The following is a 21,780-nucleotide window of genomic DNA, read 5'->3' as shown; positions in this document are numbered from 1 at the left end:
CGCGGCCGGTGGGCGAAAACGACGACAGCCGGATGGGCGCGCTCGTCGCCGAACTGCGCGAGCTCGAAGCCCGGATCCAGCGTGGCGGCGGAGAAGAGCGCGTGGCCCGGCAGCACGACCAGGGCAAGCTCACGGCCCGCGAGCGGATCGACCTCCTCATCGACGAGGGCGGCGGTTTCCTGGAGATCGGCCTGCTCATCGCGCACGACCGGTACGACGGCAAGGCGCCGGCCGCCGGCGTGGTCACCGGGGTGGGCGAGATCTGCGGGCGCGAGGTCGTCGTCGTCGCGAACGATCAGACGGTGAAAGCCGGGAGCTGGTGGCCCGAGACGATCACGAAGATCCTGCGCGCGCAGGAGATCGCGATGCGGTGCCGCGTGCCGATCGTCTATCTCGTGGATTCGGCCGGCGTGAACCTGCCGTATCAGGGCGGGGTCTTTCCCGGGCAGTACGGCGCCAGCCGCATCTTCTACTACAACTCGATCATGCGACACTACCTGGAGGTGCCGCAGATCTCCGCCGTGATGGGCCAGTGCATCGCGGGCGGCGCCTATCTTCCGGCCCTTTCCGACGTGATCGTGATGGTCGAGGGCACGAGCTTCATGGGTCTCGGGGGGCCGAACCTGGTGAAGGGGGCGACGGGGCAGGAGGTGGAGGCCGAGGAACTCGGCGGGGCGCTCATGCACAACCGCGTGAGCGGCGTGGCGCACTACCGCGTGGCGGACGACCGCGCGTGCATCGAGAAGGTCCGCTCGCTCGTCGCCGGACTCCCCGCCGGACACCGTCCGGACCCCGCAGTCGAAGCGCGTGCGGCGGCGCGCGCCGCGGAGGAGGCCTACGCGCTCCTGCCCGGCGACCACCGCCAGCCCTTCGACATGGAGGCGGTCCTCGAGACGATCCTCGACGAGGGGCCGTTCGAGGAGTTCCAGGCCGACCTCGCGCCGGAGATGTTCACGGGGACGGGGCACATCGACGGCTTCCGGGTGGGGGTCATCGCGAACCGGCGCGGCATGTTCCGGGGCGACGCCGGCGAACCGCCGAAGTTCGGCGGGATCGTGTACACGGAGAGCGCGGAGAAGGTGGCCTACTTCATGGACCTCTGCGACCGGCACGACACGCCGCTCCTCTTCGTGCAGGACGTGAGCGGGTTCATGGTCGGGCCGGAGGCGGAGCAGTCCGGGATCATCCGGGCGGGCGCGCGCATGGTCGAGTCCATGGCGACGGCCCGCGTGCCGAAGATCGTGCTCACGATCAACCACGCGAGCGGGGCGGGGTACTACGCGATGGCGGCGCAGGGGTTCGATCCCGACTTCATCTTCACGTGGCCGACGGGGCGGATGGGCGTGATGGAGGGAGAGGCGGCGGTACAGGCCGCCTTCGGACGCAAGCTCGAGGAAGCGGCGGGCGGCGACCTGGACGAGGAGACGGCCGCGGCGATCGAACGGACGCGCGAGAACTACGAGGAGCAGCTCGACGCGAAATACGCGGCGGCGCGCGGCTTCGTGGACGCGATCCTGACCCCGGAAGACACGCGGGCGGTCCTGTCGCTCGCGCTGCGCTGCTCCCTCGGCAACCCGGGACCTCATCTCGGACCCTTCACCCTCCCGGACAGCCTGTGAACGCGCCTGTGAACGCGCAGCCCGGGGCGCCGGAAGCCCTGCTCGAAGAGGCGTCGGCCGCGGTGGGACTCGAGGAGCGGCCGCTCCCCGCCCGCGTCGGGGGCGACGGCGGCCGCCGCGTGCGCGTCGCCTCGGGGCAGGGGTTCTGGGGAGACTGGCAGGAGGCGCCCAAGCTGCAGGTGCGGCGCGGCGCGATCGACTACCTGATGCTCGACTACCTGGCCGAGATCACGATGTCGATCATGCAGAAGCAGCGGGACCGGGACCCGGCCGCCGGCTACGCGCGCGACTTCGTGCCCCTGATGGACGATCTCATTCGCGATCTCCTCGAGAAGGAGGTCCGCGTGGTCTCGAACGCGGGCGGCGTGAACCCGGAGGGGTGCCGGGCCGAACTCGGTTTCGCGTTCGCGGATGCGTCGCTGCCGCGCCGTCCCCGGGTGGCCGTGATCACGGGGGACGACCTGATGGAATCGCTCGACGACCTCCTCGCGGCGGGGCACGAACTCCGCCACATGGAGACGGGGGAGCCGCTCTCGACCGTCCGCGACCGGGTGGCCGCCGCGAACGCGTACCTCGGCGCCGAACCGATCATCGAGGCGCTGCGCCAGGAGGCGGACATCGTCGTGGCCGGGCGCTCGACGGACACGGCGCTCACCTACGCGCCGCTCATGCACGAGTTCTCCTGGCCGGCCGACGACTGGGACCGGCTCGCGCACGGCGTCGTCGCCGGACACATCAACGAATGCGGCTGCCAGGCCTCCGGCGGGAACTCGCTCGTCGACTGGCGGGAGATCGACCTCACGCTGCCGGGCTATCCCATCATCGAAGCGGAAGAGGACGGGGCCTTCGTGGTGACGAAGCACCCGGGGCTCGGCGGACGGGTGACGTGGGAGACCGTCGCGGAACAGATCGTGTACGAACTCGGCGACCCGCGGGAGTACATCACGCCGGACGTGGTCGCGGACTTCTCGACCATCCGTCTTCGCGATCTGGGCAAGGACCGGGTCCGGGTCGACGGCGTGGCCGGCCGCTCGCGCACGGACAAGCTCAAGGTCTCCATCGCCTACCACGATGGCTTCAAGGCGGTCGGCGCCCTGACCTACGCCTGGCCCGACGCGGTGGACAAGGCACGGCGCGCGGACGAGATCCTCCGGGGCCGCCTGCGGCACCTGGGGCTCGAGTTCGATGAGATCCGGACGGAGATCGTCGGCGCCGGCGCCTGTCACGGGCCGCTGGCCGGCGCCCCCTCCGACGACCTGCCCGAGGTCACGCTGCGGGTCGGCGTCCGCGGTCCGGACCGGCACGCCGTGTCGCGCTTCAGCCGGGAGATCGCGCCCCTCATCCTCGCGGGTCCGCCCACCGTCACGGGCTTCGCGGGCGGACGCCCCCGCGTGCAGGAGGTCGTCGCCTACTGGCCCGCGCTCATCGACCGCGGCGTCGTGGAGTCCAACGTGAAAGTGGAGACGATGGAGCTGTGAAGGTGCGCCTGAGAGAGATCGCTTTCGCCCGTTCGGGCGACAAGGGGGACACGGCGAACGTGGGCCTCATCGCTTTTCGTCCATCCATTTATCCGTTTTTGGTAAAGGAAGTTACGGCGGAACGGGTGAAGTATCACTTCAAGGGAATCTGCGAAGGCGAGGTCGAGCGCTTCGAGCTTCCCAACCTGCGCGCGCTCAACTTCCTCCTCCACCGCTCGCTGGGCGGGGGCGGGACCGTGTCGCTCATGCTGGACGCGCAGGGAAAGACGTTCGCCACCGCCCTCCTGAGGATGGAGATCGACGTGCCGGACCATCTCCTGAACCGGGCGGGAGACTGAGGCGCCGGTCAGGGACTCCGAGGGGCTCATGTTCGAATACCTCGAGATAGAGATCGACGAACGGACCGGCGTGAACCGGATCCGCCTCGATCGCGCGGAGCGCCGCAATGCGCTGAGCGGTGCGCTCGTCGCGGAGCTGAAGGAGGCGCTCGCGCTCGCCGAGGCGGACGCCCGGGTGCGCGTGATCGGGATCGGAGGACGCGGCCCGGACTTCTGCGCGGGCGCCGATCTGGCGGAGGTGCAGGCCTCGGTCGAGGAGGGCGTCATGGCCAGCCTGCGGGAGGCGGAAGCGCTGGGCGAACTCTTCACGCTGCTGCGGAAGCTCTCGAAGCCGGTCGTCTCGATCGTGCACGGCCGCGCGCTGGCCGGCGGGTGCGGCCTCGCGACGGCGTGCGACCTCGTGCTCGCGGCGGAGAGCGCCCGCTTCGGCTACCCGGAGGTGCGCCTCGGTTTCGTACCCGCGATGGTGACGGCGATCCTGCGCCAGAATCTGGGAGAGAAGCGCGCCTTCGAGCTGATGTCGCTCGGGGACACGATCGATGCGGCGGAGGCGTCGCGGCTGGGCCTGGTGAACCGGGTTTACGCGGACGCGGAGTTCGAGGCCGAAAGCTCCGCTTTCCTGGCCGAACTCGCGGGACGGAGCGCGTCCGCGCTCGCGCTCACGAAGAAGCTGCTCTACGGGACGGAGGGGCAGAGCTTCGAGGCCGCAATCGCGACCGGCGCCCGCGTGAACGCGATCGCCCGCATGACGGACGACTGCCAGTCCGGCATCCGCGCCTTCCTGGACCGCGGCGGGAAGAGGGGGAAACGGGAGAAAGGGGAGAGAGCATGAGCGAGAACGGTCTGGCTTCGGCGGCGGGGTCGGCCTTCCTGTGGCGGGTCGGGGCGCTTGGCGCCGGCGCGTCGGGCGTCGCCCTGCTCGCGACGGAGGGGGCGCCGCTCACGCTCGCCGTCCTCCTGCTCATCGCGGCGCTCGCCGCGACGGCCGTGCTGCTCGGTGGCGGCGCGCACGGCGCCGCGGTCGAGGGGCGGCTCGACCTCAGTGCCCGCCTCGGGCTCGGGCTGCTCGGCGGACTCCTGGGCGCCGCGGTCTCCGCCGTGGCGCGCTCGGTCGTGGCGGAGTTCGGCTCCATCGGCGCGCTGAGCATGGGTCTGACTTCGGGGTGGACGGGGCCGGAGTTCCTGTCGTACCTCGGAAGTGGCGCGGTCTGGGGCCTCATGCTCGGCGTGCTCTACCCTTATCTGTCCGGCTCGCCGGCCGCTCGCGGCGCGACCTTCGCCCTGGCGCCGACCCTCTACGTCGTCATCCGGCTCGGCCTCGGCGAGCCCGCGCTGGACTTCGCGAGGGGGGATCTCCCTCTGCTGTCCGCCCTCGCGCTCTACGCGGGGCGGGGTGTGTTCGCCGTCTTCTCCGTGCTCGCCGTCAACGTGCTGTGGGGGGCGATCGCCGGCGCGACGCTGGGCTGGGGCGAAGCGGGCGACGAAACGCCGGTCGCGCGCCCGATCGACGAGTGATCGCCGACCGCGGACCGGACGATGGGACGGAGGCGTCGACGGCGGTCCGCGACTGGTGGCTGCGGCTGCAGATCGGACTCGGCCTGGCCGGGGGCGCCACGTGGTTCGTTGGCGCGCTCACGGAGCAGGATTTCGTCGCCGGCGCGGGCTGTGGCCTGCTCGTCGCGGCCGTCGTCCTCCGCCTGGGACGAAAGAGAGCAAGTTGATCCCGCGTTGATCGCGCGGCGCATCGAGGGGTGTGAATACCGATGACAGCCCCGGCGCGGGCCGCCCCGCGGCCACCCTCCAGGACGCGCGCGAGCTTCTAAGGGACCGGTTCGGCTACGACGACTTCCGTCCCGCCCAGTCGCGCGTGGTCGAAGCCGTCCTCGGCGGCGGGGACACGCTCGCGGTGCTTCCGACGGGCTTCGGCAAATCGGTCTGCTTCCAGATCCCGGCGCTGCTGCGTCCGCGGGCGACGCTCGTCGTGTCGCCGCTCATCTCGCTCATCGAGGATCAGGTCGCCGGGGCCGCGCGCCGGGGCATGCGGGTGCTCGGCTGGACCAGCGCCACGCCGCGGGAAGAGGTGAACGAGGCGCTCGAGCGCGCCCGTCGGGGCGAACTCGATCTCCTGTATCTCGCGCCTGAGCGCCTGGAGAGCCGGGCCGTCTGCGATCGCCTGCGCGAAGTCGGCGTGGGGGGCATCGCCGTGGACGAGGCGCACTGCGTTTCGCAGTGGGGGCACGACTTCCGTCCGTCGTACCTGCGAATCGGGCGTGCGAGGGAGAGGATGGGGAGCCCGCCGCTGGCGGCCCTCACGGCCACCGCGACGTGGCGCACGCGGCGCGACATCGAGCGGTTCCTGGGGATGAAACGGGCGATTCGCATCTTCGTGCCCGCGAACCGGCCGAACCTGCGCTACTCCGTGGAAACGGCCTCCGATACGGGCGAGGCCTATCGGCGCGTGCGGCGCGAGGTGACGGCGTGCCGGGGGGCGTCGGCGATCGTGTACGCGCGCACGCGGGGACTGAGCGCGCAGCTTGCGATCGCGCTCTCGAGGACCGGAGTGCCGAGCGCGCCGTACCATGCGCGTCTGCCGATCGAACGGCGCCAGGCGACGCAGCGGGCCTTCCTGGACGGGAGCATTCGAGTGGTCTGCGCCACGACCGCGTTCGGCATGGGGATCGACCATCCGCACGTGCGTCTCGTCGCGCATCTCGGCGCCCCGTCGTCGCTGGAGGAGTACGTCCAGGAAGCGGGTCGCGCCGGCCGTGACGGCGCATCGGCGCGCTGCGTGATGGTCGCGATCAGGGAGAATCGCCGCCGCCCCCTTCCGTTCGGCCGGCGCGAGCGCCACCGGCCGGGCAGCCCGCCGCCCGGCTCCGACCGGGCCGCCGCCGCCGCCGAACGGCGCGCCGCCATGCGAGCCTACATCGAGACCGCCGCCTGCCGCCGGGCGGCCATCGCCGCCTACTTCGGCGAACGCGCTCCGGTCTGCGATGGATGCGACAACTGCGATCGCGGAGGGAGCGTCAGAACGACCAGGACACGCCGAAGATGGCGATCACGGGGAGGGACGCGAGCGGGGCGGGACGCGTGAGCGGCTGGTCCGTCGTCGTCTGATAGAAGAGCGCGTCCCGGCGATCCAGCGCGTTGAGCACACGCAAATACGGGGCGATTTCGACGGACGAGCGGCCGATGCTCGCGACCCAGCGTCGCGAAATCTCCGCGTCGACCCGGAGATACGAGTCCTCCGGCGCGCCCGAGAGCACCGGCAGTGGATCGTCGCCGCTCGGGGCGCCCTTCTCTTCGCGTCCCGACGTCACGGACGCGAAGGACAGGCCGGCCCCGTACGCGAGCCGGATTCCGAAGTCGAACTCGCGGACGTCCGAGGAGAGTCCGCCGCTCAGGAGTTGCCGGCCCACGAGCGGCGTCTCTTCTTCCGGATCGGTCGTCCACACGAACGCGATGGAGTAGCCGACCCAGCCCCGGACCGGACCCTCCTTCGCCTGCAGCCACAGGTCCCCGCCCCAGGAGTAGAGTTGATTGGCGTCCGGGAGATCGTCGAAGGACTTGAGGTAGCTTTCGACGCCGACGTCGACGCCGTTCTCGAGCGAGTCCGAGAATCCGACCACCAGGTGAGAAGCTCCCGCGATACTGGACCCCGGAGTCGACGGCGGAATGTAGTCGGGATCCAACGCGGGCAGGACGCCGCCGATGGTGGGTCCGGTGAGGTCGCCCGAAAGGATGGATTCGGGTCCGCGCACCACCTGGTAGAACCGCCCGGCGGAGAGGCGGACGTCCGCAGCTTCCGTGACGTGCCAGGTGACGGTGCCCCGCGGCGCGAACTTCGCACGGCGGGAGGGGGTAAAATAGCTCGTCCGGAATCCCCCCCTCACCTCGACTTCGGGGGCCACCTGCCAGATGGCCTCCCCCCACCCGGCCACCACGTTCGCGCGCCGCACCGCGTGGGTCACGTCGTGCGCCGTTCTGCCGCCGAGTACGGTCCGCCGGTCCACCACGGTCTCGTACGAATCGAAGCCGCCGCCCGCGGCCCAGCGAAGCTCGCTGCCTCCCGACTCGAACAGCGCCTCGGTGCGGGTTCGTGCGGTCCGCGCGATGACGTCCGCGAAAGAGACCTCGAAGTCCAGTTCCTTGTCGCGCGGCAGCGGCAGGCCCGTGTCGAACCGTCCGTGGGCGCCCCTCAGCGTGAACGTGCCGTCGCCCAGCGGAACGCGATAGCTTGCCGACCCCGCAAGGTTGCCCCAGTAGGCCGACTCCACCGCTCCGGCGTCCTCGAGCCGCCCGATGTCGAGCCGCACGGACTCGCGGTTCCAGAATCCGGTGGCGGTCAGCTTTCCAGGCCCCAGACGATAGTCGAGCCGGCCCAGGACATCGCCGTACCCATACGGCATTTCCTGCTCGTTCGTGATGATCGGATAGCCGAGTCCGTGAAGCGCCCGACCGCTGACGAGCATCCGGCCGGCGGGTCCGATCGGGCCCTCCCCCCGCACGGTGCCGCCCAGCATGTCGGCCGCGCCGGCGACGTGGAACCGCTCCGCGTCTCCCTCGCGAATCTTGAGGTCGAGGACGTAGGAGAGTCCGCCGTCGTAGCGGGCCGGCGTCCCGCCGATGTACAGGGCCGCCTCGTCGAGTACGCCGTCCGGAAAGGCGTCGAGGAGTCCGCTGAGGTGGAACGGCGCATAGACCGGCGCGCCATCGAGCAGCACGAGCTTCAGGTCCGACGCGGCGCCCCGCACGTAGAGCACGCTGGTCGGGTCCGCGGGATCGATGCCGGTTTCATCCAGCGTCAGACCCGCCTCCGCCACGCCCGGAGATGAATCCAGTGCCCGGAGCTCCGTTTCTCCCTCCTCCCGGAACCCGTCGCGGGTGAGGCCCGGAGCGGGCAGCCGCCGCGCGAGGATGTGGGCGAACAGGCTCGGCATCGCGACGGGCCGCCGCTCCAGAGCCAGGTCGAGCGGGACATCGCCGCCCGCCGGAACCAGGATGCTGGCGGCGAGCGGGTCGCGATCCAGCGCCCGCGCGACGAGATGGATGGATCCCGCCGGGAGCCCTTCCGCCCGGTAGAAGCCGTCGTCATCCGTCACGAGGAACCAGGAAAACTCGGGAAAGCGGATCTCCACCGAAGCGGCCGCGATCGGCGTCTGGGATTCGGCGCGCAGCACGCGGCCGAAAACGGCGCCGACAGCCGGCGCTTCCTCGGAAGGCGGGGACGGCGGAGGATCCTGAGCGAGAACCGGGGGAGCGAAGAAGCAGGTCGAAACCGGTCCGAGGAGCAGGGCGAATCGCCACGGATGGGAGACGCGCCCCGGCCTTCGGTACATGGGCTTCGTCATCCCGGGATCCACCCCTCGAGGCTAGCGGTCCGTCAGGTCACCGTCGTCCACCAGTGCGGCGGCCGTTACCTGCGCTGCTACCCGTCGGTGCCGAGAAAGATCTCCACGGGACTCGCAGCGGCCGAATCCGTGCGCCGCAATTCGCCGCCCTCGAGGCGGACGACCTCGCTCTCGTCGATGACTACAGAACCGATCGCGGCGCCCCGCGGCAAGGTCACGCGGATCTCATCCGCCGCTCCCGCGACCTCGATGACGCCCGGCTCCACATGGAAGCTCGCGTCACGGGCCGTCACCGTGGCCGTCTCCTCGTCGGACAGCTCGACCGTCAACCGCGTGCCTTCGTGCCAACCAACGACCATGATGCGCACGGCGCCCTCGCGGGGATCCACCGACACCCGGGAAGGTCCGGCGTCCCCGGCGACCTGGGAATCGCCCGCGATCCAGGTCGCAACCACATCGATCCCGCCGTCGACCCAGCCCCTGACCGGCGATCCCGGCACCGCGTAGGCGCCCGCGGCGACGAGAAGCGTAATCCCCGCGGCCACCGCGACGGAGCGGCGGCTCAGCCTCACCCAGCGTCGCGCCCGCGCGCTCGCGAGCGGCGCCGGCGCCCGGCGCGCGGCTTCCCGCAGCGCCGCCGGCATCTCGCGCCGCGACTCCGGCACCGAGAGCAGGTCGAGCGCCGCCGTCGCGCGCCGCAGCGCAAAGCGCATCTCGTCGAGGCGCGCCGCGCAATCCGGGCACGCCGCCACGCGCGCTTCGACGGATCTCCGTTCTGCTGTGGTCAGCTCACCGTCGAGCAGAGCGAGCAGCGCTCCGTCGTCGACATGTGGCCGTTCACGCGTAGACATACTCAATCCTCACTATTTTCAACGCAGATTTCCAGTCGCATCCCGACCCGTCACCCATCGTCCCCCCCTCGCCGTCCCCGACCGGCCTCGTCCTCCGCGATCCGCGGATCCAGCGCCTCCGTGAACCGGCGCAGTGCCCGCGCAAGCAGCGTTCCCACCGACCCCGGCGCGACTTCGATCACCTCGGCGATCTCGGCGTACCGGAATCCTTCCTCTCTCATCAACAGCAACTGACGGTCACGTTCAGGCATCTCCGCCAGCGCGGCGCGCACCGCCGCGACCCGTTCAGCCCGCACGACCGACTGGTCCGGCAACTCCGCCGGATCGTGCGCGAGGTCCGCCTGTTCGTAGCGCTGCGACAGCAACCGCCTCCGCCGCGAACTCATGCGAGCGTCGTCCCGCACCAGGTTCGTCGCCACCGTAAACAGCCAGCGCCGTACCTCCTCGTCCGGAAGAGACTGGTCCAACAGCCGCACGAACGCCTCCTGCACGACGTCCGCCGCAAGGTCGGCGTCACCCACCATCCGGTCGACATACCGAAAGAGTGGCGTCCAGTGGCTTTTGTATGCCGCCTCGAAGTCCACGGTTCTCCCCTCCACACCGTTGCCGGTACGCGAAGAGCGCCGCGGGCTTGCACCCTTGCCATCCATAGGGTCAACGCCTGCCGGGGCCCGATCGTGACGCGTCCGGAGTCCACTCGACCGTTGGGCGGGAGGCCCGCCTCCGGTACGTTAGGCGTACGGCGTCTCGAAGTCACAGCCCGCCGGCCGCAGGGGCCACGCACCCGACCCGGCGCGCGCATACGAGACGTGCCGCCTGCGACGCCGGCCGCAAACATCGAACCGAGGAGTGAATGGCAGACCCGAGCTTCTACCTGGAAGACCATCACGAGATGATCCGCGAGATGGTGCGGGAGTTCGCCGAGGCGGAGATCGCTCCCGTCGCGGCCCGCTACGATGAGTCGGAGGATTTTCCGTGGGACACCGGCGCCCTCATGTCGGAACTGGGCCTGTTCGGGATTCCGTTCGAGGAGGGGCTGGGCGGCGCCGGCATGGACCTTCTCGCCGCGTCGATCGCCGTGGAGGAACTCGCCCGCGTGGACGCCAGTCATTCGATCATGATCGGAGCGCACACGAGCCTGGCCGCGACCCCGATCGCGCGCTGGGGGACGGAGGCGCAGAAGGAACGGTTCCTGCGGCCCCTCGCGAGCGGCCGCGTGCTGGGCGGATTCGGGCTCACGGAGCCGGGGTCGGGCTCCGATGCGGGCGGCATGCGGACGACGGCCCGGAAGGCCGGCGACCGGTGGATTCTCAACGGCCGCAAGACGTGGATCACGCACGGCGGCGTGGGCGAGGTGTTCGTCGTCGGCGCCCTCACGTCGCCCGAGAAGGGCTCCCGCGGCATCACGGCGTTCGTCCTCACCAAGGATACGTGCGATCTGGAAGATGCCGCGCGCGTCGGGTTCGGCCACTCCCCGGAGCTCGACCCGATGCCGGGGTTCAGCGCCGGGCAGAAGCTGCGCAAGCTGGGCTGGAACGCTTCCGACACGCGCGAACTCACGCTGGAGGACGTGGAGGTTCCGGAGGAGAACGTGCTCGGCGAAGTGGACCGGGGCTTTCCCATCTTCCTCGACACCCTCGACGGCGGCCGGGTCGGGATCGCCGCCCACGCGATCGGGATCGCGCAGGGGGCGCTGGACCAGACGGTCCGCTACACGGGCGAGCGGAAGCAGTTCAGCAAGAAGATCCACGACTTCCAGGGCGTCCGCTTCATGCTTGCCGAAGCGCAGACGCGCATTCACGCGGCGCGGCTCATGATGCACCACGCCGCGCACCTCCGGATGGCGGGGACGAGGCACAAGAAGGAGGCCGCGATGGCCAAGCTCTTCGCCTCGGAGACGGCGATGGACGTGACGACGATGGCGGTGCAGTTGCACGGCGGGTACGGCTATTCGCGCGAGTATCCCGTCGAACGGATGATGCGGGACGCGAAGATCACGGAGATCGGCGAGGGGACGAGCGAGATCCTGAAGATCGTGATTTCAAGGGAGATGCTGCGCGAAGCGGGCTCCGTCGATTAGTTTGGGGCAGCAGTTTCAGCCGAGCGTCACGGCTGTCAGCGGAAACAGGGCAGTAACGAACAGATACACGAACCCCCGGGCAGCGTCCGGCGGTTCGCAGCGAAGAATCGAGTCTTACAGGATGCCAGCCCTCTGGTAGCACAATCGGGCGCGGCGAACCCGCGCGTGCGCTGACGTAACGTGCGCCGCGAGATCGTCGTAAACGCCACGACCCGCGAGAAACGGGTCGCGATCGTAGAAGACCGCAAGCTCGTCGAACTGATGTACGAACGGCCCGACGAGCGCCGCATCGCCGGCGATATCTATCTCGGCGTGGTCGAAGCGATCGTGCCCGGACTTCAGGCCGCCTTCGTCGACATCGGCGCCGAGAAGTCCGCCTTTCTGCACGCCTCCGATCTACAGTCCGACGAAGATCCCGATGAAGAGGGGAACGGGGGACGGGAACGAAACGGGGGACGTCGGAGGGCCCGCAACGAGAACGCTCCCCGCATCGAGGAAGCGATCCGCAAGGATCAGACGCTCCTCGTCCAGGTCGTGAAGGAGCCCATCGGCACGAAGGGGGCCCGCGTCACGACGCAGGTTTCCCTCCCGGGCCGCTTCCTGGTGTACATCCCGGACTCATCTCACGTCGGCGTCAGCCGCAAGATCGGCGACCGGGAAACGCGTGCCCGCCTGCGACGCATGGTGCGGGACATCCTCGGCGACGACGGCGGGGTCATCGTCCGGACCGTCGGCGAGGAGTTGACGAAGGAGACCTGCGAGCGGGAGCTCAAGTCGCTGCGCAAGACGTGGCGGAAGGTGCGGCGCCGACAGAAGGGGATGAAGGCGCCCGCCCTCGTGTACCAGGACGCGCGGCTGACGTCGGGCATGATCCGCGACCTCTTCAGCGACCGGATCGACCTGCTAACGGTGGATTCGGCGGAGCTGTTCCACGAGATCCGCTCCTATCTCGGACAGGTGGACCCGGATCTGCTCGAGCGCGTGAGCCGGTACGACGGCGCGGCGCCCATCTTCGACGAGTTCGGGATCGAGGAGGAGATCCGGCGTGCGTTCGGCCGCACCGTCCACCTGAAGTCCGGCGGCCATGTCGTGATCGAACAGACGGAGGCCCTCGTCTCGATCGACGTGAACACGGGGCGCTACACGGGTCGCCGCGACCCGGCGAAGACCATCCTCAAGACGAACCTCGAGGCGGCGGGAGAGATCGCCCGCCAGCTCCGCCTGCGCGACGTGGGCGGGATCATCGTCATCGACTTCATCGACATGAACGAGGAGGAGTCGCGCAACAAGGTCGTGCAGCAGATGAGGACGCTGCTGGGCCACGACCGCGCGCGCACCAAGGTGTTCGGGCTCTCCGAACTCGGCCTGCTCCAGTTGAGCCGGCAGCGCGTGAGCCCCAGCCTGCACCAGCGGATGATGGAACCCTGTCCCTACTGCGAGGGCGCGGGGAGAATCCTCGCCTCCGAGACGGTGGTGCGCCGCCTGGAGCGGGCGCTGGACCGGGTCGCGGCGGCCGGCCGGGAGAGCGGGATCACGATCCTCACGCACCCGGTGATTGCCCTCCACCTGCTGGAGCGCGAGCGGGAGTTCCTGGGCCGAATGAGGAACAGCGGCAGGATCGCGATCGATCTGCGCGACGACCCTCTGCTGGGTCTCGACGAGTTCCGGCTCCTCGCCCACCCGGCCGATGCCGACGTCACGAAGAAGTACATTTCCAGCTAGCCATCCACCGGCCGTTTTGTTTGACACATCCGCCCGGCGCGGGTACTCTCAGCGGCTCGCAATCCGGCGCATTCCAGCAGCATTTCAGCGGTGATCCGACGATATGTACGCGATTTTCAAAGCCCAGGGAAAGCAGTTTCGCGCGGTGGAGGACGCGGTGCTCCGCATCCCCTCCCTCGAGGCCGAGCCCGGGGATACGGTCAAGTTCGACGACGTGCTGCTCGCCGAGCAGGACGGGGACGTTCACGTCGGAGCCCCGTGCGTGACGGGCGCCTCGGTTGCGGCCGAGGTCGTGAGCCACGGGCGCGGCGACAAGATCATCGTCTACAAGATGAAGCGGCGGAAGGGCTACCGGCGGAAGCAGGGGCACCGCCAGGGCTACACGGAGATCCGCATCGTCGGCATCGATCTGCCCGGCGAACCGCAGGAGGCGGCGGCGAAGCCCGCGGCCGCGGCGCCCAAGCCGAAGACTGCCCCGAAGGCCACGGCCGCTCCCGCGCCGGAAGCCGTCGAAGCGGCGCCGGTGGACATCACGCCCGTCGCGCGGAAGCTGGCAGAGGAGCACGGACTCGACCTGGGCGCGATCGAGGGGACGGGCAAGGACGGCCGCATCCTCAAGAGCGACGTGGACAAGGCCATTGCGGCGAAGGAAGGCGACTGATGGCGCATAAGAAAGGTGTCGGCTCCAGCCGCAACGGACGCGATTCGAACGCGCAGTACCTCGGCGTCAAGAAATACGGCGGCGAGCACGTGGTCGCGGGCAACATCCTCATCCGGCAGCGGGGCACGCCCTTCCACCCGGGTCGCAACGTCGGCCGGGGGAAGGACGACACGCTGTTCGCGCTCGCCGACGGACAGGTCGAATTCCACCGCCGGCGAGGCCGCCGCTTCGTCAGCGTCGTAACGCCGGCGTCCTAGCCTCGCGACGGTAGCCCGCCGCGCGCTCGCAGCCGCACCGCCACCGGCTGCCAGCCGCGCCGGGCAATCGCCGCGCCGTCGGCGTCCCGTGAGGATCCCGCTCAGGAGCCCCTGAACTCGGGCTTCCGCTTCTCCAGGAAGGCGCCCACGCCCTCCGCCATGTCGTCCGTCGAGAAGAGGAGCGAGAACCAGCTCCGCTCGAACTTCAGCCCCTCATCCAGCGGCATCCGCCGCGCGGCGAGGATAGACTCCTTGGCCGCCTGAAGCGCGACCGGGCTGCGGCTCGCGATGCTCGACGCGAGTTCCATCACGTGACCCTCGAGTTCCTCGGGGGCGACCGCGGCCTCCACGAGGCCGATCTGCTCGGCCTTCTCCCCCGGGATCAACTCGCCGCTCATCACGAGCCGCATCGCCCAGCCCTCGCCGACGAGCCGCGGGAGCCGCTGCGTGCCGCCGGCGCCGGGGATGAGTCCGAGGTTGATCTCCGGCTGGCCGATGCGGGCCGAGGTCGACGCCACGCGCATGTCGCACGACATGGCGAGTTCGCAGCCGCCGCCGAGGCAGAAGCCGTTGATCATCGCGATGACGGGTTTGGGGAAGGCCTCGATCGCGCTGTACATGTCGCCGCGCGTCATGGTGCGGTACTGCTCGACCGGACGCGCGTCCTTGAACTCCGAGATGTCGGCGCCTGCGATGAAGGAGCGGTCGCCGGCCCCGGTGATGATGACGACGCGGACCTCGTCGTCCGCCGCCAGGCGGTCGAGCGCGCCGAAGATGGCGCAGCGGACGGCGCCGTTCAGCGCGTTGAGTTTCTCCGGCCGGTTGACCGTGAGCTTGGCGATATGTCCGTCGAGCTTCTCGACGAGAAGAACGTCACTCATGACGACTCCAGGCTTCGGGTTGGCGGTTTCCGGCGGCGCGGGCTCAGGCCTCGTGGGTGGTGCGGCCGCCGAGAACGGTGCGGACGACTTCGATCTCCTTGATCGCGTACGGGTCGGCCGCGTGGGGATCGTCGCCCAGGATGACGTAGTCCGCCAGCTTCCCCTCGGTGATCGAGCCCTTGATGTGCTCCTCGAAGGAGGCGTGGGCCCCGTTGATCGTGCAGATGCGGAGCGCCTCGGGGACCGAGATCTTCTGGCTCGGGCCCCATTCGCGTCCCTGCATGTCCGTGCGCGTGACCATGCTCTGGATGGCCATCAGCGCCTCGAACGGCCCGGGCGGATAGTCGGACGCCCCCGCCACGGGGATGTCGTAGTCGAGGAAGCGGCGGTGCGCGAACATCCATTCCATCTTCTCCGCCCCGTACTCGCCCCACTTGTTCCCGTGGAAATGGATGTAGGTGTAGAAGGGCGTCGGGATGGCGCCGATGTCCTTTATCCGCTGCAGAAGGGGATCATCCACGAGCGAGCAGTGCTCGAGGCGGAAGCGGGGGTCGGCCTGCGGCATCTCGCGCTGGACCCGCTCGTATGCGTTGAGGCACATGTCGATCGTCCTGTCGCCGTTCGCGTGGATCGCGATCTGGAAACCGGCGCCGACGGCGTCGTCCACCGCCCGGTGGATGTCCTCCTGGGTCATGGTGCTGATGCCGTAGTCGTCCGGGCGCCCGACGTACGGGGTGCGCATCGCCATCGTGCGCTCCGAGGCGGAGCCGTCCGCGCTGTACTTGACCGCGCCGATGCGCAGGTTCTCGTCGCCGAAGCCGGTGCGAACCCCCGCCTGCTTGAGCGCCGAGAAGAGCAGGCTGCCGCCGGAGGGGAAGTAGTACATGCGGAAGCGGAGGTCTCCCGCGTCGTACGCGTCCTGCAGCGCGGTCAGGCCCTGGCTGTTCCCGCCCGTCTCGTGAACCGAGGTGATGCCGGCCGCGGACATCAGTTCGCCGATGAGGGCGACGCCGGCCTGGCGGTCGTCCCGCGTGCTCCCGCCGGGGACGAGGCGCTGCAGCGGGCGGCGCGCGAGCGAGGCGACCTTGCCGGTGAGTTCGCCGTCCTCGCGGTAGAAGTGCCCGCCCGTCGGGTCGGGCGTGTCCACGGTGATCCCGGCCAGTTCGAACGCCTTCGAGTTGTAGACGCTCGTGTGCCCGCCCCGGTGCGTGACCTGGACCGGGTGGTCGGGCACGGCCTCGTCGATGTCGCGCCGGTTGAGCGGGCGCCCCTCCTCGATCTTCGTGTCGTCGTAGAGGAAGCCGACGACCCACTCGCCCGGAGGCGTGTTCTGCGCGCGCTCGCGGAGGGCGGACTTCATCCCCTCGATCGTGCGGATGTTCATGTCCACCTGCGTGAGGTGGCGCATGCCGGCCGAGGAGGGATGATTGTGCGCGTCGATGAAGCCGGGGACGACGGTACCGCCGCCCGCGTCGATGCGCGCGGTGCGCGGTCCGATGAGGTTGGCGATGTCGTCGTTCGAGCCCACGGCGAGGAAGCGGCCGCCCTGTACGGCGAGCGCCTCGGCCCTGGGGTTCGCGTCGTCCACCGTGTAGACGTTCGCGTTCGTCACGACCTGGTCCGCGTGCGCGGAGCCGCCGGCGCCGCCCTGCCCGCCGCTCCCGCCCTGCGTCCCGCAGCCCGCCAGGGCCGCGCCCCCGGCCGCGAGCCCGGAAAGGGCCATGAACTCCCGGCGATTGACCTCGCTCATCTTCGTCTCCTCAGGCCTCGTATGTCGCGCGTCCGCCGACGACGGTGCGCAGGATCTCGATGTCCTTGATCGCGAACGGGTCCGCCGTGTGCGGGTCCTCCGCGAGGATCACGAAATCCGCCAGCTTGCCGGCGGTGATCGATCCCTTGATCCCCTCCTCGAACGCGGCGTGGGCCCCGTTGATCGTGCACACGCGGAGCGCCTCCTCCACCGTGATCTTCTGGCTCGGGCCCCACTCGCGCCCCTGCATGTCCGTGCGCGTGACCATGCTCTGAATGCCCATCAGCGTCTCGAACGGCCCCGGCGGATAGTCGGAAGCGCCCGCCACCGGAATCCCGTAGTCGATGAACCGCCGGTGCGCGAACATCCATTCCATCTTCTCGGCGCCGTACTCGCCCCACTTGTTGCCGTGGAAGTGGACGTAGGTGTAGAACGGCGTGGGGATCGCGCCCACGTCCTGGATCCTGCGCAGGAGATCGTCGTTCACGAGCGAGCAGTGCTCGAGGCGGAAGCGGGGATCGGCCTGCGGCATCTCCTGCTGCGCGCGCTCGAAGGCGGTGAGGCACATGTCGATCGCGAGGTCTCCGTTCGCGTGGATGCCGATCTGCCAGCCGTTGCGCACCGCGTCGTCCACCGCCTCGTGGATCTCCTCCTGGTTCATCGTGAGGATGCCGTAGTCGTCCGGACGCCCGACATACGGCGTGGACATGGCCATGGTGCGCTCGGAGGCCGAGCCGTCCGCCCCGTACTTGATGCCGCCCACCTTCACCCACTCATCCCCGAAACCGGTGCGGATGCCCGCCGTCTTGAGGGCGTCGAAGAGGCCGGAGGGGTGGCCCGCGTTGGGGAAGACGTAGGCGCGGAAGTGGAGTTCGCCCGCCTCGTGGGCGTCCTGGTAGCTCACGAAGTCGTTGCCCGCCCCGGTCTCGTGCACGGAGGTGAGGCCGGCCGCGGCCATGCGCTCGCCGATGAGGCGGATGCTCTCCTGCCGCTCGGCGCGCGTCGTCCCCGCGGGGATGAGGCTTTCGAGCGGGTCCTTGGCGTGTTCCGCCACGCGCCCGGTGAGTTCGCCGTTCTCCCTGTAGTACCTGCCGCCGGGCGGGTCGGGTGTGTCCGCCGTGATCCCGGCGAGTTCGAACGCCCGGGAGTTGTAGACGCCGGTGTGGCCACCGCGGTGGGTGACGGAGACGGGGTGGTCCGGGACCGCGTCGTCGATGTCCGCGCGCGTCAGCGGACGCCCGTCCTCGAGCTTCGTGTCGTCGTAGAGGAACCCCTGCACCCACTGGCCCGGCGGTGTGTTCTGGGCCCGCTCGCTCAGCGCGCTCTTGATGCCCTCGATCGAGCGCACGTCGAGGCTCACCTGCTTGAGGTGCTTGGTGCCGGAATAGAAGGGGTGGTTGTGGGCGTCGATGAAGCCGGGGACGACGGTGTGGCCGGCGGCATCGATCACGTCGGTGCCGGGGCCGATGAGGTTCGAGACATCGTCGCTCGAGCCCACGGCGAGGAAGCGGCCGCTCTTGACGGCGAACGCCTCGGCGCGCGGCAGGTCGTCGTCCACGGTGTAGACGGTCGCGTCGCGGACGACGAGGTCCGCGGCGCCTCCGGCCGCGGTGACGGCGGTGCGGGATCCGCCTCCGGGGCCTTCGGGGCCGCAGCCCGCCAGCGCCGCGCCGCCCGCCGCGAGGCCGGAGACCGCCATGAAGTCACGCCGCGTGAAGTCGCTCATACCCGTGTCCCTCCGACGGTGGATCGGTTGGCGTTCCCTACTTTAGCTCGACGAGTTGCTCCGGGTCGACGCGCACGACGATGTAGGTGATCGTCTCCGTGACCTCGCTGAAGCCGTGCGGCGAACCCGCTGGAATAATGAGCATGTCGCCGGGGCCGACCTCCTGGCTCTCGCCGCCCACGATCCCGCCCACGGCGCTGGGGCCGGTGAGCGTTCGCACCGTCTGGCCCTCCGGGTCGAGTTCGCGCGCGTCGGAGAGTTCTCCGCCCGTCACCAGCGTGCCGCGGCCGGAGACGACGTAGTAGACCTCGGTCTGCTTGTGGTGCTGGATCGCCCCGAGCGACGTGGTCGGCGGGCGCTGGACGACGCCGACGCCGGCGTTGTGTCCGCCCGCGTCGATGTGCCGGATCGCCTGGTCGCTGACCCGGCCCTCCGGCGCGTTCGCGATCGTGGCGAGGATGTCGGCCGCGGAGATGAAGGTGGCCGGCGGGTTGTCCGGGCGGTCGCCCGGCGCCGCGCTCCAGAGGACGCCCGCCGCGAGGGTGGCGACGATCAGCTTCGACATGGTCCGGCTCCGGTTTCGATTCATGGAGAGATGAGACGGCACGCGGATTCTAGACCGGCCCATCGGCCCGGTCCACGGCTTGCGCGCCGACCGACGTTCCCGCGGGAACGTTTCGGGGTGCGTCGCTGTCCCCCGAACGGGTTGTGGACGTACGTTCCGAGGGTCGTTTCGGGGGTCTGCGACAGATCGGGCACGCGAGGGATCAGGAGGGACGGATGACTGAGTGGAGCCGCCGCAACTTCGTCAGGACGACCGCCGCCGCGGGGCTCGCGCTGCCCGTCGCGCCGGCCCTCGCCGCGCACGCGCCCGAGGCTCGCGATGCCGGCCCGCGTACGTCTCCTGTCCCCGGGTCGGACGATGATCCGCTCGGGATCCGTGGCGAGTTCCCGGTCACGGAGGAGTTCGCGTATCTGAATACGGCCTCAACCGGGCCGCTCCCGCGTCCCGTTCACGAGGCGCTCGTCGCGTACGCGGACGAGAAGCTGAGCTACAACGATCCGGGGAGCCGCGGGCGGGCCACGGCCCGCGCCCGCAGCCGCTTCGCCAGCCTGTTCGGGGCGGACGAGGACGAGATCGCGCTCCTGTTCTCGACCAGCGACGGCGAGAACATGGTGGCGAAGGCGATCGACTGGCAGCCGGGCGACAACGTGGTCATCGACGAACTCCACTTCGTCACCGCCTTCGTCGTGTACCGCGAGCTCGAGCGGCGCCACGGAGTCGAACTCCGGATCATCCCCTCCCGCGAGGGGCGCGCCCACCCCGAGGACTACGACGCCTACACCGACGACCGCACGCGCCTCATCAGCGTGGCGTGGGTCTCGAACCGGAACGGGTTCCGACACGACCTGCCGACGCTGGCCGAGATCGTGCACGCGCGCGGCGGCTACCTGTTCGCCGACGGAATCCAGGCGTTCGGCACGTTCCCCACGAACCTCCACGACGAGGGCGTCGACTTCGCGTGCGGCAACGGCTACAAGTGGCTCTTCGCCGACTTCGGCTGCGCGCCACTGTACGTGCGCCGGGAACACCACGAGTGGATGCAGCCCGACCGCTTCGGGCATGGGCACGTGGCCGAGACGCTCCCCGAGCACCAGTACCGGCTGAAGACGGACGCACAGAAGTACGAGTACGCGAACCCGGCCTACGGCCCGATCGCGGCCATGGACGCCGCCCTCGGCTTCCTCGGCGAGGTGGGGCTGGAGCGGATCGCCGAGCACACGCACGCGCTCGCCGGCCAGCTCCGGGAGGGGGCCGCGGACCTCGGCATGAAGCTGTTCACGCCGCCCGCCAATCCCTCGGCGATCGTGAGCTTCTATCACGGGATGGATCCGGATGAACTCGGCGACGCCCTCCGCGCGGAAGGCGTGTTCTTCACCTACCAGGAGGGAGGGGAACTCCTCCGCGCCGCCGTCGCGATGTTCAACAACCGCGACGACGTCGACCGCCTCCTCGGAGTGCTCGCCGCCCGCGTATAGGGGTCGGTTCCGGCGCGCAGCTTCTCTCGCGGTTTATGCCGCCGGATCGATCACGGTAAGGAACGGAAAACGGCGAAAACCCGCATCGCGCGTGCATATACGGCTCACGCCGTGCTCGCGCATCAGGACGACCGTGTGCAGATCGTGTACCTGGTTGCCGCGGACGTCTGGAAGCTCCTCGATCGTCCGCGCGAGGATGGCCGCGTGACGCGGCGTCGCGGTCAACAGGTCGACGCCCGGCGAGTGCAGGAGCTCCGAGAGAAAGCGCCAGGCCTCCGCAGTTCGCCACGGTGACGGCATCACTTGCTGGTGCGTGGTCACGCGCAGGAACTCGTAACAGACGCTCCAGGTGAGGAAGGATGGTGAAGGCCCTCGACGCGCTTCGTCCAGCTGCCGCCGGCAGGGGAGGTGGAATTCCGAGTTCCTGCTCGCGGCGTACACCAGCACATTGGTGTCGAAGACCAACGTCTCACTCCTCTTCCATCAAGCGGTAGAGCGCGTCCCGGTCGGCGATGTCGACCCGAGGTTCGCCACCGCGCCAGGTTGGAAGGGGCTTCAGCGCGTCGGAACCGGCGTCCGCCGGGACTCGCTCAGCCAGAACGCGCCTTAGCCCCGCCTCCAGGAGTTCGGACGCGGTCGTTTGCCGCCGCTCGGCCTCTTCGCGCAGGCGGCGCATCACCGTGTTGTCGACGTGAAGAGTCTCATAGGGCGTCGATTTTTCGCGCACCGCCTGCACTCCATACGGCTCGACGTTGATCTCGTCCTCCCGTCTCCGAATCCGGGCGCTGTCGTAGTCCGCCTGCATCCGCATCAGCTGCTCCACGTTTACCCCGAACGCCTTTTCGATGCGCAGCGCCATCGTCCCGGAGAGATCGGAGCGACCGTTCAGGAAGGCCGACAGCGCGGGGCGCGAGACGCCGAGCGCCGCCGCCGCCTCGACCACAGTCAGGTCGCGAGACTCGACAACCTCCAGTCTGATGAACTCCCCGGGGTGAAGGGGACTCCGCTTGTTCACCGACCGCTCCC

General features: G+C 69.8%; 21 protein-coding genes. 12 read left to right on the top strand and 9 right to left on the bottom strand.

Features of this window, described 5'->3' with window-relative positions; genetic code table 11:
- Nucleotides 1-8 precede the first annotated feature (8 nt).
- Genes RN901_RS00255 through RN901_RS00225 form a run of 7 tightly spaced genes read left to right on the top strand, consistent with a single transcriptional unit; the run spans nucleotide 9 to nucleotide 6,529 of the window.
- On the top strand, nucleotides 9-1,619 hold the full coding sequence (locus tag RN901_RS00255; protein WP_310754652.1) for an acyl-CoA carboxylase subunit beta: 1,611 nt from the start codon (nucleotides 9-11) through the stop codon (nucleotides 1,617-1,619).
- Entirely contained in the window at nucleotides 1,616-3,097 is a 1,482-nt protein-coding gene (locus RN901_RS00250) for an acyclic terpene utilization AtuA family protein (protein ID WP_310754650.1), read from the top strand. The genes RN901_RS00255 and RN901_RS00250 overlap by 4 nt, the downstream gene beginning before the upstream one ends.
- The gene (locus RN901_RS00245) at nucleotides 3,094-3,435 is read left to right on the top strand and encodes a hypothetical protein (protein WP_345782332.1); all 342 of its coding nucleotides are present in this window, start codon (nucleotides 3,094-3,096) and stop codon (nucleotides 3,433-3,435) included. The genes RN901_RS00250 and RN901_RS00245 overlap by 4 nt, the downstream gene beginning before the upstream one ends.
- A 28-nt stretch (nucleotides 3,436-3,463) precedes the next feature.
- On the top strand, nucleotides 3,464-4,267 hold the full coding sequence (locus tag RN901_RS00240; protein ID WP_310754647.1) for an enoyl-CoA hydratase/isomerase family protein: 804 nt from the start codon (nucleotides 3,464-3,466) through the stop codon (nucleotides 4,265-4,267).
- Nucleotides 4,264-4,950, top strand: coding sequence for a hypothetical protein (locus RN901_RS00235; RefSeq protein ID WP_310754646.1), 687 nt, complete (start codon nucleotides 4,264-4,266; stop codon nucleotides 4,948-4,950). The genes RN901_RS00240 and RN901_RS00235 overlap by 4 nt, the downstream gene beginning before the upstream one ends.
- Nucleotides 4,947-5,156: a hypothetical protein gene (locus RN901_RS00230; RefSeq protein WP_310754645.1), complete on the top strand. Its 210-nt coding sequence runs from the start codon at nucleotides 4,947-4,949 to the stop codon at nucleotides 5,154-5,156. The genes RN901_RS00235 and RN901_RS00230 overlap by 4 nt, the downstream gene beginning before the upstream one ends.
- A gap of 32 nt (nucleotides 5,157-5,188) precedes the next feature.
- Nucleotides 5,189-6,529 carry a RecQ family ATP-dependent DNA helicase gene (locus RN901_RS00225; protein WP_310754643.1) on the top strand — a complete coding sequence of 447 codons (1,341 nt, stop codon included), beginning with the start codon at nucleotides 5,189-5,191 and terminating at the stop codon, nucleotides 6,527-6,529.
- Here the strand turns inward: RN901_RS00225 and RN901_RS00220 are convergent.
- The 3 genes from RN901_RS00220 to RN901_RS00210 form a co-directional block, all read right to left on the bottom strand.
- Nucleotides 6,462-8,786, bottom strand: coding sequence for a TonB-dependent receptor (locus tag RN901_RS00220; protein WP_310754642.1), 2,325 nt, complete (start codon nucleotides 8,784-8,786; stop codon nucleotides 6,462-6,464). The two genes, RN901_RS00225 and RN901_RS00220, sit on opposite strands and share 68 nt — an antisense overlap.
- 77 nt (nucleotides 8,787-8,863) lie before the next feature.
- Nucleotides 8,864-9,637: a zf-HC2 domain-containing protein gene (locus RN901_RS00215; protein WP_310754641.1), complete on the bottom strand. Its 774-nt coding sequence runs from the start codon at nucleotides 9,635-9,637 to the stop codon at nucleotides 8,864-8,866.
- A gap of 50 nt (nucleotides 9,638-9,687) precedes the next feature.
- Nucleotides 9,688-10,221 (bottom strand): sigma-70 family RNA polymerase sigma factor, encoded by a 534-nt coding sequence (locus RN901_RS00210; RefSeq protein ID WP_310754640.1) that lies wholly within the window; start codon nucleotides 10,219-10,221, stop codon nucleotides 9,688-9,690.
- 269 nt (nucleotides 10,222-10,490) lie between these two features.
- On the opposite strand from RN901_RS00210, the gene RN901_RS00205 reads away from it, so the two are divergent.
- From RN901_RS00205 to rpmA, 4 genes are all read left to right on the top strand, one after another.
- Nucleotides 10,491-11,717: an acyl-CoA dehydrogenase family protein gene (locus RN901_RS00205; protein WP_310754639.1), complete on the top strand. Its 1,227-nt coding sequence runs from the start codon at nucleotides 10,491-10,493 to the stop codon at nucleotides 11,715-11,717.
- Between the two features lie 180 nt (nucleotides 11,718-11,897).
- Nucleotides 11,898-13,439 (top strand): Rne/Rng family ribonuclease, encoded by a 1,542-nt coding sequence (locus RN901_RS00200; RefSeq protein ID WP_310754637.1) that lies wholly within the window; start codon nucleotides 11,898-11,900, stop codon nucleotides 13,437-13,439.
- 103 nt (nucleotides 13,440-13,542) lie between these two features.
- Nucleotides 13,543-14,100 (top strand): 50S ribosomal protein L21, encoded by a 558-nt coding sequence (gene rplU / locus RN901_RS00195; protein WP_310754636.1) that lies wholly within the window; start codon nucleotides 13,543-13,545, stop codon nucleotides 14,098-14,100.
- The gene (gene rpmA / locus RN901_RS00190; protein WP_310754635.1) at nucleotides 14,100-14,357 is read left to right on the top strand and encodes a 50S ribosomal protein L27; all 258 of its coding nucleotides are present in this window, start codon (nucleotides 14,100-14,102) and stop codon (nucleotides 14,355-14,357) included. The genes rplU and rpmA overlap by 1 nt, the downstream gene beginning before the upstream one ends.
- Before the next feature lie 101 nt (nucleotides 14,358-14,458).
- Here rpmA and RN901_RS00185 read toward each other — a convergent pair whose 3' ends face one another.
- Genes RN901_RS00185 through RN901_RS00170 form a run of 4 tightly spaced genes read right to left on the bottom strand, consistent with a single transcriptional unit; the run spans nucleotide 14,459 to nucleotide 19,279 of the window.
- Nucleotides 14,459-15,238, bottom strand: a complete 780-nt coding sequence (locus RN901_RS00185) for an enoyl-CoA hydratase-related protein (protein WP_310754633.1) — start codon at nucleotides 15,236-15,238, stop codon at nucleotides 14,459-14,461.
- Nucleotides 15,239-15,281: 43 nt separating this feature from the next.
- Nucleotides 15,282-16,988: an amidohydrolase gene (locus RN901_RS00180; RefSeq protein WP_310754632.1), complete on the bottom strand. Its 1,707-nt coding sequence runs from the start codon at nucleotides 16,986-16,988 to the stop codon at nucleotides 15,282-15,284.
- Nucleotides 16,989-16,998: 10 nt separating this feature from the next.
- Nucleotides 16,999-18,714 (bottom strand): amidohydrolase, encoded by a 1,716-nt coding sequence (locus RN901_RS00175; protein ID WP_310754630.1) that lies wholly within the window; start codon nucleotides 18,712-18,714, stop codon nucleotides 16,999-17,001.
- Between the two features lie 37 nt (nucleotides 18,715-18,751).
- Nucleotides 18,752-19,279, bottom strand: coding sequence for a hypothetical protein (locus RN901_RS00170; protein WP_310754629.1), 528 nt, complete (start codon nucleotides 19,277-19,279; stop codon nucleotides 18,752-18,754).
- Nucleotides 19,280-19,494: 215 nt separating this feature from the next.
- On the opposite strand from RN901_RS00170, the gene RN901_RS00165 reads away from it, so the two are divergent.
- Complete coding sequence (locus tag RN901_RS00165; protein WP_310754628.1) at nucleotides 19,495-20,754, top strand: aminotransferase class V-fold PLP-dependent enzyme; 1,260 nt, start codon at nucleotides 19,495-19,497, stop codon at nucleotides 20,752-20,754.
- 33 nt (nucleotides 20,755-20,787) lie between these two features.
- Here RN901_RS00165 and RN901_RS00160 read toward each other — a convergent pair whose 3' ends face one another.
- Together RN901_RS00160 and RN901_RS00155 are read right to left on the bottom strand one after the other, a co-directional pair.
- Nucleotides 20,788-21,219 carry a TA system VapC family ribonuclease toxin gene (locus RN901_RS00160; RefSeq protein ID WP_310754627.1) on the bottom strand — a complete coding sequence of 144 codons (432 nt, stop codon included), beginning with the start codon at nucleotides 21,217-21,219 and terminating at the stop codon, nucleotides 20,788-20,790.
- A gap of 4 nt (nucleotides 21,220-21,223) precedes the next feature.
- Nucleotides 21,224-21,769, bottom strand: coding sequence for a HigA family addiction module antitoxin (locus tag RN901_RS00155; protein ID WP_310754625.1), 546 nt, complete (start codon nucleotides 21,767-21,769; stop codon nucleotides 21,224-21,226).
- Nucleotides 21,770-21,780 lie beyond the last annotated feature (11 nt).

The organism is Candidatus Palauibacter soopunensis (assembly GCF_947581735.1).
GTDB classification, from domain to species: domain Bacteria; phylum Gemmatimonadota; class Gemmatimonadetes; order Palauibacterales; family Palauibacteraceae; genus Palauibacter; species Palauibacter soopunensis.
This window is presented reverse-complemented; position numbering and strand designations above follow the sequence as displayed.